At 65.5% G+C, this 15,590-nt stretch carries 13 protein-coding genes; 1 reads left to right on the top strand and 12 read right to left on the bottom strand.

The window, feature by feature from the left end; translation table 11 throughout:
- Nucleotides 1-126: 126 nt before the first annotated feature.
- From murC to mraZ, 11 genes are all read right to left on the bottom strand, one after another.
- Nucleotides 127-1,644, bottom strand: coding sequence for a UDP-N-acetylmuramate--L-alanine ligase (murC, locus tag ACHIRB_RS10090; RefSeq protein WP_395123536.1), 1,518 nt, complete (start codon nucleotides 1,642-1,644; stop codon nucleotides 127-129).
- A complete protein-coding gene (gene murG, locus ACHIRB_RS10085) occupies nucleotides 1,641-2,816 on the bottom strand; it encodes an undecaprenyldiphospho-muramoylpentapeptide beta-N-acetylglucosaminyltransferase (RefSeq protein WP_395123535.1) in 1,176 nt (391 codons plus the stop codon). The genes murC and murG overlap by 4 nt, the downstream gene beginning before the upstream one ends.
- Entirely contained in the window at nucleotides 2,813-4,273 is a 1,461-nt protein-coding gene (gene ftsW / locus ACHIRB_RS10080; protein ID WP_395123534.1) for a putative lipid II flippase FtsW, read from the bottom strand. The genes murG and ftsW overlap by 4 nt, the downstream gene beginning before the upstream one ends.
- Entirely contained in the window at nucleotides 4,270-5,751 is a 1,482-nt protein-coding gene (gene murD / locus ACHIRB_RS10075) for a UDP-N-acetylmuramoyl-L-alanine--D-glutamate ligase (protein ID WP_395116843.1), read from the bottom strand. Before murD ends, ftsW begins: the two co-directional genes overlap by 4 nt.
- Nucleotides 5,744-6,823 carry a phospho-N-acetylmuramoyl-pentapeptide-transferase gene (gene mraY / locus ACHIRB_RS10070; protein WP_199706807.1) on the bottom strand — a complete coding sequence of 360 codons (1,080 nt, stop codon included), beginning with the start codon at nucleotides 6,821-6,823 and terminating at the stop codon, nucleotides 5,744-5,746. Before mraY ends, murD begins: the two co-directional genes overlap by 8 nt.
- A complete protein-coding gene (locus ACHIRB_RS10065; RefSeq protein WP_395116845.1) occupies nucleotides 6,824-8,317 on the bottom strand; it encodes a UDP-N-acetylmuramoyl-tripeptide--D-alanyl-D-alanine ligase in 1,494 nt (497 codons plus the stop codon). It lies immediately after the preceding gene.
- Nucleotides 8,314-9,900, bottom strand: coding sequence for a UDP-N-acetylmuramoyl-L-alanyl-D-glutamate--2,6-diaminopimelate ligase (locus ACHIRB_RS10060; RefSeq protein ID WP_395116847.1), 1,587 nt, complete (start codon nucleotides 9,898-9,900; stop codon nucleotides 8,314-8,316). The genes ACHIRB_RS10065 and ACHIRB_RS10060 overlap by 4 nt, the downstream gene beginning before the upstream one ends.
- Before the next feature lie 154 nt (nucleotides 9,901-10,054).
- Nucleotides 10,055-11,839, bottom strand: coding sequence for a peptidoglycan D,D-transpeptidase FtsI family protein (locus ACHIRB_RS10055; RefSeq protein ID WP_395123645.1), 1,785 nt, complete (start codon nucleotides 11,837-11,839; stop codon nucleotides 10,055-10,057).
- Nucleotides 11,840-11,997: 158 nt separating this feature from the next.
- A complete protein-coding gene (gene ftsL / locus ACHIRB_RS10050) occupies nucleotides 11,998-12,843 on the bottom strand; it encodes a cell division protein FtsL (protein WP_395127684.1) in 846 nt (281 codons plus the stop codon).
- Nucleotides 12,840-13,805, bottom strand: coding sequence for a 16S rRNA (cytosine(1402)-N(4))-methyltransferase RsmH (rsmH, locus tag ACHIRB_RS10045; protein WP_395123644.1), 966 nt, complete (start codon nucleotides 13,803-13,805; stop codon nucleotides 12,840-12,842). The genes ftsL and rsmH overlap by 4 nt, the downstream gene beginning before the upstream one ends.
- 245 nt (nucleotides 13,806-14,050) lie before the next feature.
- The gene (mraZ, locus tag ACHIRB_RS10040) at nucleotides 14,051-14,482 is read right to left on the bottom strand and encodes a division/cell wall cluster transcriptional repressor MraZ (protein WP_199706811.1); all 432 of its coding nucleotides are present in this window, start codon (nucleotides 14,480-14,482) and stop codon (nucleotides 14,051-14,053) included.
- A 182-nt stretch (nucleotides 14,483-14,664) separates the two neighbouring features.
- On the opposite strand from mraZ, the gene ACHIRB_RS10035 reads away from it, so the two are divergent.
- Nucleotides 14,665-14,997 (top strand): hypothetical protein, encoded by a 333-nt coding sequence (locus tag ACHIRB_RS10035; RefSeq protein ID WP_395127683.1) that lies wholly within the window; start codon nucleotides 14,665-14,667, stop codon nucleotides 14,995-14,997.
- Nucleotides 14,998-15,147: 150 nt separating this feature from the next.
- On the opposite strand, the gene ACHIRB_RS10030 is transcribed toward ACHIRB_RS10035, so the two are convergent.
- Nucleotides 15,148-15,585: a DUF3040 domain-containing protein gene (locus ACHIRB_RS10030; protein WP_395116851.1), complete on the bottom strand. Its 438-nt coding sequence runs from the start codon at nucleotides 15,583-15,585 to the stop codon at nucleotides 15,148-15,150.
- Nucleotides 15,586-15,590: the final 5 nt, after the last annotated feature.

The raw sequence follows: 15,590 nt of genomic DNA, 5'->3' as shown, positions 1-15,590 counted from the left end.
CCGCGGGCTTGCCGATCCGCCGCGTCGACCTCGGTTCGGCTGCCTCGTCTCGTCGACGACCGGTCCGTCGATTCGAACCGCGAGTCGAATTCCGCGCCGAGTTCCGAGACGATGTAGGCGAAGAACTCAACGTCGCTGCCGCCCGTTTTGCGGACGGGACCGGAGACCATCGAGGATCTGCGTTCCGAGCATCGTCACGTCGCCGGCACCCATCGTGATGATGACATCACCTGGCTGGCTCAGCCCGGCAACCTGACGACCGACTCGAGACATGTCCGGCTGATAGTGCACCGGCTTCGTCACCGAGCGAGCGACGAGCGCCCCGTTGACGCCTGGCAGCGGCTCTTCCCGCGCACCGTAGACATCGAGCACGACGACCTCGTCGGCCAGGTCGAGCGCGGCAGCAAAGTCTTCGGCGAAAGTTGCTGTGCGACTGTACAAATGAGGCTGGAAGACCACGATGACGTTGCCGCGCCGAGAGCGTGCGCCGTCCTTCGCCTCCTGTGCAACCAGTTCCGCTGCCGCACCGAGCACCGCGCGGACCTCGGTCGGGTGGTGGGCGTAATCGTCGAATACGCGCACACCACCTTCGCGGCCCGTGAACTGGAAGCGTCGGTGCACACCGGCGAATCCGGCCAGCCCTTCGAGGATCTCGCCGATATCGGCGCCTGCCTCGCGTGCCGCGAGCAACGAAGCAAGTGCGTTGAGCGCCATGTGTTTACCCGGCACGGCAAGTCGAAGCGTCCGAGGGCTCGTTTCGCCTGCAAGCAGGAACTGCGCAACTCCGCCGACATCACGCGGCTCCCAGCCGTGCAACTCGACTCCGACCTCGACGCCGTCGATCTGCGCCGCGCCGACCGATCCGTAGCCGATCACCCGGACACCTGGCAGCTTGCGTGCGGAGACCCGCCCCGCCAAGGCCGCGGAACCTGGATCGTCGAGACAGGCGACGAGGACTCCCCCGTCGCCCAGTCGTGCCGCGAAATCGTCGAACACCTGGACGTATGCCTCGGTGGAACCGAAATGATCGAGATGATCGGACTCGACGTTGGTGACGACGATGACATTGGGGTCGTACTGCAGCAGCGAACCATCGCTCTCGTCCGCCTCGGCGACGAAGATGTCACCCGTGCCGTGATGAGCGTTCGTTCCCGCTTCGTTGAGTTCGCCGCCGACCGCGAACGACGGATCGAAACCGCAGTGCTGCAACGCAACAACGAGCATCGAGGTCGTCGACGTCTTGCCGTGTGTCCCCGAAACCAGCAGCGTCCGATGACCCTGCATCAGCGCGGCGAGCACCTTCGGGCGCAGCACCACGGGGATACCGCGCACCCGGGCTTCGACGAGTTCCGGATTGTCCTTCGGGATCGCGGCATGGGTGGTGACCACAACGGTCGGGCCGCCGGGTAGCAGATCCAGCGCACTCCCGTCGTGACCGATCCGGACAACAGCGCCACGCGCACGCAACGCGAGCACCCCACGGCTTTCCTTCGCATCGGAACCCGATACGAGTCCGCCGCGAGCGAGGAGAATGCGGGCGATACCGGACATGCCTGCGCCGCCGATACCGACCATGTGCACACGCTGGAGTTCCTCGGGCAGTACCGAGGGATCCTGTGTCGTCGGGTCGTGAGAATCCGTCATCGTCTTGCTTCCTCCAAAACGATTCGCGCGACTTCGATTGCGGCATCGCGGTGCCCGGCGTCGGCTGCAGCCCTGCCCATCTGCAGCAGTCGCTCACGGTCACGCAACATCGGGATCACCTGATTCACCACATAGTCGGGATCGAAATCCGCGTCGGCGACAATCCTTCCACCACCCTGGGCGACGACGGGCTTCGCGTTGAGTTCTTGTTCGCCGTTTCCGTGTGGAAGCGGCACGTAGACGGCCGGTAGCCCCACGGCGGACACCTCCGCAACGGTCATCGCGCCGGACCTGCAGATCGCCGCATCGGCAGCCGCATAGGCGAGATCCATCCGCGTCAGATACGGAACGGCGATGTAGAGCGCGTCGGAGCCGGAGTTCGGGTCCGGTTCGGGCAACTCGATGGTGTTCTTCGGTCCGTGCGCGTGCAGTACCGACACACCCGCGGCGACGAGCGCTTTCGCGGCACCGGACACACCTTCGTTCAGCGAACGTGCACCCTGGGAACCGCCGAACACCAAAAGAACGGGCCCCTCGGCGGGGAGCCCGAAGTGCGCCCGCGCACCGGCTCGAAAGGCTTCACGATCGAGTCCGGTTATCGAGGATCGAACCGGGATACCCACCAATTCCGCTTCGCTGCGACCGCGGGCGTGGATGCCCGAATCCGGCACGGCTGCGAGGACACGTGCGGCGCGCCTGGCACCGATCTTGTTGGCGATGCCTGCCTTCGCATTCGCCTCGTGCACGACGATCGGCACAGCTCGGCGGCGTCGACCGACACCTTTGCCTCCCGCGAGATAGGCGGGCAGCGCCACGTAGCCGCCGAAGCCGACGATGACGTCGGCGTCGAGCCTGTCGATGATCTCGCGGGTTGCTTTGACCGAAGCACGAACGCGCGCAGGCAATTTGGCAAGGTCGAGTGTCGGTTTACGTGGCAGGGGCACCGGCGGAATCAGCTCGAGCGGATAGCCGCGCTCGGGCACGAGGGTTGTTTCGAGCCCACGCGACGTGCCGAGTGCTGTGACCCTGATCGACGGATCGAGCCGGTGCAGTGCGTCCGCGACGGCGAGCGCAGGCTCGATGTGCCCAGCTGTACCCCCGCCCGCGACGATCACCGAAATGGCAGTTCCGTCCGGTCGACCGTCTCGAGAAACCAGTGGGTCCGAGCTCACCTGTCGAATCCTCGCTCTCCATTGCGCTGCCTCGGCTGCCGCCGAGGATCTCGCGCCTCCACCGGGCGACCTCGCCGCGGCATATCGTTTCGCATCTCTCGCTTACGTGCGGCTTTGACCGCAGCCCGACGGGCTGCCTCGGCACGCGCAGCCTCAGCCTTGCTCGGCGAATACGCCTCGGGCTTGGGTAAACGTACCAACCGCGCGAATCGCCCTTCCTGTCCCGCATGCAGTGCAGCGATGGCCTCGGGTTCGTGCCGAGCCGCGTTCGCGATGATGCCGAACATCAGCAGCGTAATCGCCAGCGACGAACCACCCGCCGACACCAGCGGCAACTGCAGCCCGGTTACCGGCAGCAATCCGACGACGTAGCCCATGTTGATCACTGCCTGGGCTGTGATCCACGACGTGGCTGCCGCGGTCAGCAAACGGAGGAACGGATCAGCGGACCGCATCGCGATACGCAGGCCCGTATAGACGAACAGGGCGAAGAGGCCGATCACCAGCGCGCACCCGATGAAGCCGAGTTCTTCGCCGATGATCGCGAAGATGAAGTCGTTGTGCGAGTTCGGTAGATAACTCCACTTGGCACGGCTCTGGCCGAGGCCGCGACCGAGGATGCCGCCGTCGGCGAGTGAGTACAGCGCCTGCCGCGCCTGATAGCCGGTGCCCTGCGGATCGTTGTCCGTGCCGAGCCAACCGGTGACTCGCGCGGAGCGGTAGCCGGCCGAGAGTGCGAGGACAACTGCCGCGGCCGCACCCGACGCCATGATCGCGGCGAAGACCCTGACCGGTAGCCCACCGAACCACAGCAGGGCGGCGAGCACGATGCCGAGCGCGATCGTCGTGGAGAGGTTCGGCTGCAGCACAACCAGCCCACAGACGATCAAACCTGCAGGCACGAGCGGAATGACGATGTCCTTGAGGCTCGCGTTCTCCGACCGCCGCGACGCGAGCAGATGGGCGCCCCACAGCGCGAAGGTGACCTTGGCGATCTCGGAGGGCTGCACCGAAATACTGCCGATCATGAACCAGCGGCGCGCGCCCTGTACCTCGACACCGATACCCGGAATCAGTACGAGCACAAGCATGATCACCGAGATCACGAACGCCGGGAACGACAGTTTCCGCAGCGTCCTGATCGGCATTCGCAGCGCGATGTAGAAGAGGACCGCGCCGAGCACCGCGTACATGGCCTGCTGGTTGAACAGTGCGTAGGCCGATCCGCCGCCTGCATACGACTCGACGCTCGACGCCGAAAGGACCATCACCAGACCGAGCACCGTCAGCAGCGTCGCGATCGTCACGATCAGGTGGAACGACGCAAGCGGTCGCTGCAACCACGTGCCGAAACGGGTCCGCGGTTGGGGCTGCCGGTCCGCGCGGGCGGTACTCGTCCTGTCGGGCTTTCGACCAGCGGTCGGCGAACTCGGGCGAGCCGATTCGCGGATGCTCATCGGGGCAACCGTGAGATGTCGTCGGATTGCAGCGTTCGAACCGCGGCGGCGAAACTGTCGCCACGTTGTCCGTAGTTGTCGAACATGTCGAGAGACGCCGCGGCCGGTGCGAGCAGAACGGTGTCACCGGGTCGCGCCAAACGTGCTGCCTGCCGGACCGCTTCGGCCATCACGGCATCGGAATCGACCGTCGAATCCACGGTTCTGGTCACATCAGCCACATCGGTCACTACTGCATCGTCTCGCGCACGCACCCCGACCACGGGCACATCTGGCGCGTGTCGCGCCAAAGCCTCTGCGATCTGCGCCGCATCCCGTCCGATCAGCACCGCGCCGACGAGCCGATCCGCGACCTCGCGCACGAGGTCATCGACCTGGGCGCCCTTCAACAAACCGCCCGCGACCCAGACGACGCTCGGGTGGGCCAAAATCGACGAACGAGCCGCATGTGGGTTCGTTGCCTTCGAATCGTCGACGAACGAGACCTCGGAAAGCTCCCGCACACGCGCTGCACGATGTGGTCCGACGGTGAACGAGCGCAGCCCGCGGCGGACCGCTCCCGGCTCGATGCCGATCGACCGCGCAAGCGCCGCGGCCGCGAGCGCGTCCATCACACCGGCCGGTCCCGCAGGCGTGATCTCGGCGATCGGCGCAAGCACCTCGTCGTCACCGAAGGCACGGTCGAGCAGGTGACCGCCCCAGACGCCGAGTTCGTTCTGCTCCGGCTCACCGAGCCGAAATCCGACGGTGCGGCCTGCGGGCGAACCGGCCGCTAGCCCCGCGGCCACTGCGTCGTCGAGCCCGATGACGCCGACCTTGCCGGTCAGCGCCTGGCGTTTCGCGTCGACGTAACCGGCCATGCCACCGTGCCAGTCGAGGTGATCTTCGGCGATGTTGAGGACGACCCCGGCGTGGGGATGCACCGACGGCGCCCAGTACAGCTGAAACGACGACAGCTCGACGGCAAGCACTTCCGGACGCGGTTCGCTGCGCAACGCCGCCAACACGGGCAGGCCGATGTTTCCGCACGCTGCGTTCGGTATCCCCGCTGCGGTGAGGATCGATTCGAGCATCGACGTCGTCGTCGTCTTGCCGTTCGTCCCCGTCACGACGAGCCAACGCGTCGTCGGTCCGTAGAGCTGCGCCTGATCGACCCGCCAGGCGAATTCGACGTCGCCCCAGATCGGAATGTCACGCGCGGCAGCGGCGGAGAGAACCGGCGAATCAGGTCGCCAACCGGGACTGGTCACTACGAGCTCCACGCCGTCGAGACCACCGTCCTCCGTCAGCTCGTCGGCCGTTGCGAACGAGACGTGTCGCGCCTGTGCCTCGGCAGCAGCACTCGGACTGCCATCGCTCACCGTGATGTGGGCGCCGAGTTCACGCAGCGGCTCGATTAGCGCGCGCCCGGTGACACCCCACCCGGTGACGAGAACCCGCTTGCCCTGCAGAGAGTCGAGCGGGACCACCTCAGTCACCGACCGCCGACAGGTACTGGCTGTAGAAGAGGAACAGACCGATCGCCGACGCTATCGCAGCGAGCAACCAGAACCTGATGATCACCGTGGTTTCTGCCCAGCCCGCGAGTTCGAAGTGATGATGGAACGGGGCCATTCGGAAGACTCGTCTTCGCGACGACCTGAACACCGCGACCTGGATGACGACCGACGCCGCCTCGGCGACGAAGAGCGCGCCGATCACAACCATCAGCAGTTCGGTGCGCGAGGTAATCGACAGGCCTGCGAGCATGCCGCCGAGCGCGAGCGAGCCGGTATCCCCCATGAAGATCTTTGCGGGCGCGGCATTCCACCAGAGGAAGCCGACGCAGGCACCGGCACCGGCACCGCAGATCAGGGCGAGGTCGAGCGGATCGCGGACGTTGTAGCAGCCCTGATCCGGGGACGTCTCACACGCGTTGCGGTACTGCCAGAAGGTGATGATCACGTACGCGCCGAGCACGAGACCCATCGAACCGGCGGCCAGACCGTCGAGGCCGTCGGTGAGGTTGACGGCGTTCGACCAGGCGCTGATCATCGCGTAGCACCACAGGATGAACACCATCGCGCCCATCGAGACCGTCGTGATGTCGCGGACGTAGGACAGGTGTGTGCTGCCCGGCGTGAGACCGCTCGCACCACGGAACTGCAGTGCGAGGATGCCGAACGTGATCGCTGCTATGAACTGACCGACAAGTTTCGCCGTCTTGTTCAAGCCGAGGTTGCGTTGTTTGCGGATCTTGATCAGATCGTCGAGAAAGCCGACGCCACCGAGTGCCGTCGCAAGTCCGAGAACGAGCAGACCCGACGCCGACGGACCGTCCGCGTTGTAGCCGATACCGATCAGATGGGCGCCCAGGTAGCCCGCCCACAGAGCGGCAAGGATGGCGACGCCACCCATCGTCGGCGTCCCGCGCTTGCTCTGGTGACTCGCAGGTCCCTCGACCCGGATCTCCTGCCCGAAGCCCTGTTTCGAGAATGCCTTGATGAGCACGGGCGTCAGGAGAATCGAGACCGCGAGCGCGATCCCTGACGCGAAAAGGATCTGCCTCAATTAAGTCGCCTCCATGCTCGGTCGCAGCGTGGACAATAGCCGGTCTGCGATCACCCACAACCCGATCGACTGAGATGCTTTGACGAGCACCAGGTCACCTGCTTCGACTTCGGCTTCGAGAAGTTCGATTGCGGCGGCGATGTCGGGCACCAGCATCGACTCGTTGCCCCACGACCCTTCCATCACGGCACCCTGGTGCATGCCGTGGGAGGGTCGTGACGTTCCGATCACGACGAGCCTGTGCACATCGAGTCGGACGGCAAGTCGGCCGATCGCGTCGTGTTCGACGACCGTGTCCGGTCCGAGCTCGGCCATCTCACCGAGTACGGCCCAACTGCGCCGCGGCTTGGCGGGATCCGCACGAGCCATCGACACCAGCGCCTTCAGCGCGGCGCGCATCGAATCTGGGTTCGCGTTGTAGGAGTCGTTGATGACGGTGAGTCCGTCGGGCCTCGTCTGCACATCCATTCGGCGTGCCGACGCGGCGTGCGCCCCGGCGAGTGCTGTCGCGACCGTCAGGAGGTCGGCACCGCATTCGAGCGCAACCGCGGCGGCGGACAGCGCGTTGCCGACCTGATGCTCGCCGTGCACGGCGAGTGTCACCGGGATACGTCCCGCCGGCGCGACGAGATCGAACGATGCCCGTGCCTCGTCGTCGAGGACGATGTTCTCGGCGCGGACGGTCGCTCGCGCGTCCCTGCCGACCAGCACGACCCGTGCGGAGGTGCGGTCTGCCATAGCTGCCACCAGCTGATCGTCCGCGTTGAGAATCGCAACGCCGGTCGACGGAAGTGCTTCCGCCAGTTCGCCTTTGGTCGACGCTATGGCCTCGCGCGAACCGAACTCACCGAGGTGGGCGGTACCGACGTTCAGCACGACCCCGATCCGCGGCGGCGCCGTCGCAGCCAAGGTCGCGATATGACCGACGCCACGCGCCGAGAGTTCGAGAACGAGAAAGCGGGTGGATTCGTCGGCGCGTAGCGCGGTCCACGGGTGGCCGAGTTCGTTGTTGAACGACCCAGGCGGGGCGACGACAGGTCCGAGCGGGGCAAGCACCGCCGCCAGCAGGTCCTTCGTCGATGTCTTCCCCGACGATCCGGTTACCCCGACGACAGTAAGTCCGCCGTCGCTCAGCCGATCCACAACGGCCCGAGCAAGTTTCGCGAGCCCCGCCAAGACTGCCGCGCCCGATCCGTCGGTGTCGTGCTCGAGCGCCATCGCGTTCGTCTCGGTCTTCGCTTCCGGAGCGACGACGATCGCAGGCACGCCGACCGGGCGGGCCGCAAGCACGGCGACCGCTCCAGCGGCAACAGCAGCGGCAGCATGGTCGTGTCCGTCGACGCGCGCGCCGGGCAGTGCAAGAAACAGGCTGCCCTCGCCGATCTTCCTGGAGTCGAATTCGACTGTTCCTGTGACCCGTGCGGTCGGATCCGGAACGTCGTGCAGTGTGCCGCCGACAATCTCTGCGATCTCGGCCAACGTCAGCGCGATCACCGTCGGGTCCGATCGTCGATTGCGGCCGCGAGAATCTCGCGGTCGTCGAACGGATACTTCACGCCCTGTATCTCCTGACCTGTTTCATGACCTTTGCCCGCGATCAGCACGACATCGCCTGGTTGTGCCCACTCGACCGCAGCGGCAATCGCCGCCGCACGATCGGCGACGACGCGGACCTCACCACGCTGGGTCTCGGGCACCGCGAGCGCGCCCTCTTCGACGGCCGCACGGATGGCAGCGGGATCCTCGCCACGGGGATTGTCGTCGGTGATCACAAGCAGGTCGGACCACCGGGCACCGACGGCACCCATCAGCGGCCGTTTGCCCGCGTCTCGGTTACCGCCGGCACCGACAACCACGGCTATGCGGCCGTTGCTGTGCGCCCGCAACGTCGAGATGACGACCTCCAGCGCGGCCGGTTTGTGCGCGTAGTCGACGACCGCGAGAAATTCCTGGCCACGATCGACGCGTTCGACGCGCCCCGGGACATCGACCGTGCTCAACGCCTGGGCAACCAGTTCGGGGTTCGCGCCGGCGGCCGCACAGGTCGCAACGGCAAGAAGGGCGTTCGCGATGTTGTAGCGACCGGGCAACCGCAGTTCTGTCAGGATCGTCGCCGAGACGCCGTCCACCGCCGGAGCAACGATCTCGAAATGCTGACCCCCACCGACCGACGTGGCCTCGTTGCGCGCAGACCAATCGGCCTCGGCGGATTTGCTTGCCACCGTGACGACGTCTGGTCCGGCGACCTGCGCCATTCGCGCACCCCACTCGTCGTCCACACACACAACCGCGTGGCGCGCACGCACTGCCGAGCCTTCGGCGAACAGCCGAGCCTTCGCGGCGAAGTAGTCCTCGAAATCCTTGTGGAAATCCAGATGGTCCTGCGACAGGTTGGTGAACGACCCGATGTCGAACCGAGTGCCGTCGACGCGGCCGAGCGACAGTGCGTGGCTCGACACCTCCATCACGACGCTGTCGATGCCCTGCTCGACCATCGCGGCGAACATCGCATGCAGTTGTGGTGCTTCCGGGGTCGTCAGCGCGCTCGGAACCCGATGACCGTCGATACGCGTCTCGATCGTTCCGATCAACCCCGGCCGATGCCCGACCGCACGCAGACCTGCTTCGACGAGGTACGCGGTCGTCGTCTTGCCGGACGTTCCAGTGATCCCGATGACCGTCATCCGCTCAGACGGCCGTCCGTAGATCGTGGACGACAACTCACCGAGGACGCTCCGCGGTCGGTCTGCGACAACTATCGGAACAGCTCGCGAAATGTCGGCGTTCGCCCGCAGCAACTCGGCACCTGCGTCGTCGGTCAACACCGCGACAGCACCCGCGGCGAGCGCGGCGGCAGCAAACTCGGCACCGTGTGTGTGGGCTCCGGGAAGCGCGGCGAAGAGGTCGCCCGCTGCGATCGCCTGGGCGCGAAGCTCGACGCCGGTCACCTCTACGCTCGCGTCCATACCCGGGTCGAGCAATGTGACCCGCGGTATCGCGCTGATCAGCTGTGCGATCGGCGTCGACGGAGGGTCGACGGGGCGGAGCGGAGGTTGCGAGCGTGATTGCGCGGGCACCGTGCTCCTCTCGAAGTGTGCCGGGCACGCCCGACTGGTCGACTGGTCAGGTTACCGGCGGTGACGTTCCCGCGTGAATTCCTGGCCGTATTGAGACTGTTGCCATCGTCACGCCACAGGGTCGCGACAGGTCGATCGGAGGCGTCGACACAGCTCAGCTGGCTTGCAGCACGAGCGGCTGGCCTGGATCCGGAGACAACGGCACGCTGTCACGCTGCAGCAGCCACGACGCAATGTTGTGGAACAGCGGTGCCGCGGACTGGCCACCGCCACCGTCGACACCACGCACCGGGGCGTCGAGCATGATCCCGACCACATAACGCGGATTGTCTGCTGGTGCCAGACCCGCGAAGGTGATCCAGTACTCGGACTGGGAGTAACACTTGCACTTCGGATCGACCTTCTGCGCGGTCCCGGTCTTGCCCGCGACCTGATAGCCCTCGATCCCCGCTGATGCGCCTGTCCCCTGCTGGACCCCCATCGGGTCGCGCTGGGTGACCGCCCGGAACATGTTGCGCAGCGTGGCAGCCGTCTGCTCGCTGACTACCCGAATTCCTTCGGGTGCCTGCTCCTCGGTGCGGTCGCCGTCGGAGTCGACCTTCGCGCGCACGATGCGTGGCGGGACTCGCACGCCGTCGTTCGCGACCGCCTGGAACATCGCGGTCATCTGCAGCAATGTCATCGAAAGACCCTGCCCGATAGGCAAGTTCGCGAATGTCGAACCGGACCACTGTTCGCGGCTCGGCACATAGCCCGCACTCTCGCCAGGCAATCCGACATCGGTGCGCTGGCCGAGCCCGAACTTCGTCAACATGTCCGCAAACCGAGTCTCACCGACACGTTGCGCAAGCATCAGCGTTCCGACGTTGGACGACTTACCGAAGATTCCGGTCGTCGTATACGGCTCGACGCCGTGCTCCCACGCGTCGCTCACGGTAGTGCCCGACATCCTGATGCTGCCCGGAACCTGAAGCACCTCATCAGGATTGGTGACGCCGTACTCGATTGCCGCCGCAGCGGTGACGATCTTGTTGACCGAGCCCGGCTCGAACGGTGACGTCACCGACAGGTTGCCCATCTCGGCGTTCTTGTTGTTGCCGACGCCTTTGGACGGATCGAAGGTCGCGTCGTTCGACATCGCAAGCACTTCGCCGGTAACGGAGTCGAGCACGACCGCCGACGCGTTCTGCGCACCGGAGAGGTCCTTCGCCTGCTGGACCTGCTGTTGCACGTAGTACTGCAGGTCGGCGTCGATCGTCAGCTCGACACCCGAACCGTTGACCGCCGGTTGTTTGTCCCGCCAACTGCCGGGAATCACAGCGCCGTCGGAGCCACGGTCGTAAGTTTCGGAACCGTTGGTGCCTGCCAGCGAGGAGTCGAGCGAGGATTCCAAACCGAGCAGACCGTGCCCGTCCCACCCCGTCGCGCCGACGATGTTCGCGGCGAGCGACCCGCCCGGGTACTCACGGATGTCCTGACGCTCCAAGCCGACCTCAGGAAACTTCTCCGAAATCTCCGTTGCCACAGCGGGATCGACGCCACGCGCCAAATACACGAACGACTCGGAACTCTTCAGACTCGCAAGCACGTCCTTTTCGACCAAACCGAGCTTGTCGTGCACCAACTTTGCGATCGCCTTCAGGCGATCGTCGACCTGCGGCGCGGTCGGATCCTTCTCGTGAGCCTTGGTCAGCTCGTCGCGGACCCGAGTTGGCTGAAACGTCAACGCTTTTGCCTGCATCGTGAATGCGATCGGCTTGCCGTTGCGGTCGGTGATCGCTCCGCGCGTCGCCGGATCGACGAGTGTGGTGGTCCGCTGGTCGGCCGCCTGAGCCGACAACTCCGCCGCCGAGAAGCCCTGCACCCACAACAGTTGCACAGCCGCAATTCCCAAGGCCAAGAACATAACTGTGCGGCCGACCCCGAATCGATAGCGCATGGCCGACTGCTTCTTGGACCGGTTGCCTGCCTGTCTGTTCGTGGACACCGGGCGCGCTGCGGTCACCCTGCCGAGGTTGGCACGACGGTCGGCGGTTCGACGGGGGTCGGTCGCCCTACGGTCGCCGGCCGAGCGTGGCGAGCGATGCGGCGGGCGACTCACCGCGGCCCCGCATCGGCGGGCTGCGGAGTGATCGTCATGGGTACCAATTGTTCACCCTGGGCTTGTACCTGAGGACTATTCGGAGTCTGCGGCGTGGCGCGTACCGGGGGTGCCGTGCCAGGTGGAGTTGCTGCGGGCGGTGTCGACGCGGGAGGTGCCGTCGCGACAGGCGTGCGGTTGGGCACGGTCGGTACGCCGGGACGCACCTGCGTCGCACCCGGTGCCGGGGCGTTGAGCAGCGGAGCGGGCGCACCCTGAGCGGGTGCAGGCGTTCCGACTACGAGGACGCCGCCGTCCGGTGCGACAACAAGTTTCGCCGGGTCCTTCGCGGGAATCATGCCGAGGTCGCGCGCCTTTGCAGCGAGCTCGGGTGGCGAGTCGTTGCTCTGCACTTCCTTCTGCAACGCGTCACGTTCCTGCGCGAGCTTCTGGTTCGCTTCACGTGCGGCACTGAGCTGATAGCTGTCTTCGGCCGCCCGTGTCGTCAGCAGGAGCGTCATCATCAGACCGACGGACAGCATGCCGATAATGGTCGCCACGAACGGAATTCGCGCCGCGAACGCGTTCGATCGCTTGGGGAGCACGCCGGTTGCCACGTCGTCACCGAGTACGGCGACGGCGCGCTGCTGGCGGCGTTCGTATGCGCGGGAGGCAGCACTCGACCGACCGCCCGAAGCGTCGGCCTTCTTGCCGCCGCCGCGCTTCGCCAGCACGCCGGAGCCCGACTTGTCCTGCTTCGCAAGACCTTTGCGATCCACGCCTGTTGCCTCGTCCCGCGACTTCGTGCTTCGAGACTTCGCTTTTCGAGAATCGGTCCCTCTAGCTGCAGTTCCAACGCTCATGCCGCCGACCTCCTGGCAATCCGTTCCGCAGCACGCATGCGCACCGGAGCCGATCTCGGGTTTTCGTCTATTTCTTGTTCGGTTGCCCGTTCCGCGCCGCGGGTCAGCAGTGCGAATTCGGGTCCCATACCTGGCAGTTCGACCGGCAGACCGGCGGGTGTTCGTGAGACGACCCGTGGCGCAAGGGCCTGTTTGACCACGCGGTCCTCCAGTGATTGGTAGGACATGAAAACGACTCGACCGCCGACCCTCAGCGAATCGAGGGCTGCGGGTATCGCTGCCTGCAACGAATCGAGTTCGCCGTTCACCTCGACGCGCAGAGCTTGAAAAGTGCGCTTGGCAGGGTGACCACCCGTGCGACGGGTCGCGGCTGGAATCGCGTCGTATAGCAGTTCGACGAGCGCCGCACTCGTGGTGAACGGCGTCTCCTTGCGGCGGCGCAGCACCTCCGAGGCGATGCGGCCTGCGAAACGTTCCTCGCCGTAGGTCTTGAGTACCCGTGCCAGGTCGCCGTGACCGTAGGTGTTGAGGATGTCGGCGGCAGTTTGTCCGGTCGTCGGGTCCATCCGCATGTCGAGCGGAGCGTCTATCGAGTACGCGAAGCCACGGTCGGCCTCGTCGAGTTGCATCGACGAGACACCGAGATCGAAGAGAATCGCACTGACCGACTCGGTCGGCGGGAGACCCGCCTGGTCCAAAGCGTCGACGATACCGTCATAGGTGCTGTGCACCAACGTGATTCGATCCCGAAAGGGAGCCAGTCGAGCGGCAGCCAAGTCGAGCGCTGCTGGATCGCGATCGAGCCCGACGAGGCGCAGTTTGGGATAGCTACGGAGAAAATGTTCCGAATGTCCGCCGAGGCCGAGGGTGGCGTCGATCAGAACGGCTCCGTCGACATCTATACCGTCGACGCGCAACGCCGGTCCGAGAAGGTCGTCCGCGCGGTGCAGGAGTACCGGGATGTGCCGCGTGTTGCGGGATGCATCGCCGGCTGTGTCGGATTCGGTCGGGCTACCCGCATTCTCGTCCCCCTCCACGTCGCGGTCCACCTTGTCCTCCGGGTCGTGCACGCTGACTGTCGGCCGCTACGTTGGGGGGCGAATGCTTCGGGGTCCCTGTCCGATTGGGGAACCTGGCGCTGGGGAAGTGCGTCAGGGTCCCGGTCGGGCAGAGGCCTCGCGGCACTCGCCTTCGGGTCGTAGGCGGGCTACAGGATCCCGCCGAGCGACTCGTGGATTCCTTGCGAGTAGTTCTCTTCGCTGCGCGCGGTGTATTCCTCCCACGCTGCTTTGTCCCAGATCTCGAGGAAGTCGAACGAACCCGAGACAACACAGTCCTTCGTCAGGCCTGCGTAGGTCCGGTGAGCAGACGACAACGTGATCCGACCTTGCGCGTCGGGATGCTGCTCATCTGTTCCCGATGCCAGGTTGCGAACGAACGCGCGAGCATCCGGATCGCTACGAGGTGCTGCCGAGGCTCGCTTTGCGAGTTCCATGAACTTGTCGCGCGGGTAGACGGCGAGGCTGTGATCTTGCCCTTTTGTCACCATCAACCCTCCTGCCAACTCGTCACGGAACTTTGCGGGCAACGTAAGCCGCCCCTTGTCGTCGAGCTTTGGCGTGTAGGTACCGAGAAACACTCGACACCTCCCACTGGATCACCACGGCTCTCCGCTGAGCACCACATTACCCCACTTTCCCCCACATTCAATGACCACTAGAGAGTTTCTTCTTGGGCGCGGCCACAAACATGCAGTTCAGTCGGCATAAGCCCAGGTAACTTCGGAATTTGCTCGTTGGTGTCAGCGCGTCACATGGAGCCGTGGGACAGGCAGATATCGGGCCCGAGGCGGCCGAAAACAGCGTTCGGGTGGGATTAGTGGTGCTCGATGCGCCCGGTGGGGCGAAGTGGAGGAGCGGGTGGGGCAAAGTGGGGGCAGGCCGTGAAATCGGTGCCGCGGACGGGGCGAGGGTGCCCCTCACGCCGTCGGCCAGGGTCGAAGGACCCCTGACGCCACCGGCACCGGCCGCCGCCACCGCCACGACCACCGCCACCGCCACCGCCACCGCCACCGCGGAGCGAATGGCACATTGGTGCCCCTATGCGGGACCGATGCCACATCCGCTCCGCAATTTCCGCCGGCCGACGGCGTGAGGGGTCCTCTCCCTCCGCTGGCCGGGGTCGAAGGACCCCTGACGCCACCGTGCAGCTGACGTGAACCCGACGCACAAAAGGCGCCGCACCTTTCGGTACGACGCCGTTATGCGTTGCTATGGCAGAGAGGTGGACCCGAAGGTCCGATTCCTACTCTTGTTCGAATCTGCGGCGGAAACGGTCTTCCATCCGGGACGCGAAGCCACCGGATTTGCGAGACCCTCGCGCCTTGCCAGGACCGGAGGGTTTGGATCCGCCTCCCCCGGTGCCGGTAGACGTATCGGAACCGCCGTTCGGTTGGGCCTTGCCCGATCCACCGAGCAGAAGCAACACTCCTGCTCCGAACATCACCAGGAAACCAACCAGGCTGATGATCGGGAAGTTGCCCGGCCGCAAAATCGGCAGAGCTACGCCAGTGACGAGTAGTACGAGACCTAGGGCGAACAGAGCGATTGCTTGCAGACGACGGCGACTTGTCGCCGCTCGCATCCGACCAGCTTTCACGGTCGACGCAAACTTGGGATCCTCAGCATAGAGCGCGCTCTCGATCTGATCGAGCATGCGCTGCTCGTGCTCGGAGAGTGGCACGGTAC

The organism is Antrihabitans spumae (assembly GCF_043944905.1).
GTDB classification, from domain to species: domain Bacteria; phylum Actinomycetota; class Actinomycetes; order Mycobacteriales; family Mycobacteriaceae; genus Antrihabitans; species Antrihabitans spumae.
This window is presented reverse-complemented; position numbering and strand designations above follow the sequence as displayed.

Bases quoted from the DNA above. Each gene is read 5' to 3' on its own strand.
- murC (WP_395123536.1), bottom strand. From the start codon at position 1,644: ATGACGGATTCTCACGACCCGACGACACAGGATCCCTCGGTACTGCCC.
- ACHIRB_RS10055 (WP_395123645.1), bottom strand. From the start codon at position 11,839: ATGCGCTATCGATTCGGGGTCGGCCGCACAGTTATGTTCTTGGCCTTG.
- ftsW (WP_395123534.1), bottom strand. From the start codon at position 4,273: ATGAGCATCCGCGAATCGGCTCGCCCGAGTTCGCCGACCGCTGGTCGA.
- ftsL (WP_395127684.1), bottom strand. From the start codon at position 12,843: ATGAGCGTTGGAACTGCAGCTAGAGGGACCGATTCTCGAAAAGCGAAG.